1 protein-coding gene is annotated in these 877 nt (G+C 77.3%); it reads right to left on the reverse strand.

Annotated features, from left to right (window positions below; translation table 11 throughout):
• A partial coding sequence (locus EF903_RS33140; protein ID WP_125548587.1) for a transposase occupies positions 1-843 on the reverse strand: 843 nt, incomplete at its 3' end.
• Between the last annotated feature and the right edge of the window lie 34 nt (positions 844-877).

The raw sequence follows: 877 nt of genomic DNA on the forward strand, positions 1-877 counted from the left end.
GCTCTGCCTGGCCGCGGGCGCGGCCAGGCAGAGCGCCGCGTGCGCCACGGACGCCAGCGTCACGTGCCGGTGCCAGCCGGGCAGCGACCGGCCGGAGAAGTCGCGCAGGCCCACCCGCTGCACGCTCGCCGCGGACGCGGCCGAGACCCGCAGCGCGGTCTTCGTCATCCGCACCAGCGCGGCCGGGTCGGTGCGCACCATGTCCGTCACCCACAGCTGCGTCGGCAGCCGGCGCGCCGCCTCCCACTCGCCGAAGAGCAGCACCTCGCGCCGCCGGCCCTGCGCCGGATCCGGGACCATCACCCGGACCGCCGCCACCAGCGACGTCCGCCGCGCGCCCGGCACCTCCGGGTCGGGCCACTCCACCGGCATCCGCAGCCCGCGCACGTTCTGCAGGACGTCCCGCGCGGCCATCGTGCCCGCGCCGAACCCCGGCACCCGCGGGTCGGTCACCAGCAGCCGCGCCTCCGCGCCGATCCGGGCGACCACCGGCACCCGCGCCTCGGCGAAGCGGTGCAGCGTCGACCGCGTCGCGATGTCCCGGACGTCCAGGACGACCGGCCGCACCGGCAGCCGCGCCTCGCGCACCGCGTTCAGCACGCCGCTGACCGCGCAGCCCGCGTACGACTCCTCCTCGCCGGTGCCGCACCCCTGCACCGAGTCCTGCGAGGACGCCGGCGCCGACTCCTCGTCGAGGAAGAGCCGCCACCCCACCGGCGTCACCACCGGGGCGGAGGTGTACCAGATCCCGAACGCCTGCTGCCCGCGGAACATCTGACCCCGGTGCGGGTCGAAGCGGTGCCCGGCGCCCACCGAGTGCTCGCCGCCCTTGGGGATGGCCATCGGCTGCGCCACCCACGCGTTCAGCGGGGCCGTC

The organism is Streptomyces sp. WAC05292 (assembly GCF_003949955.1).
In the GTDB taxonomy this organism is placed as follows: Bacteria; Actinomycetota; Actinomycetes; order Streptomycetales; family Streptomycetaceae; genus Streptomyces; species Streptomyces globosus.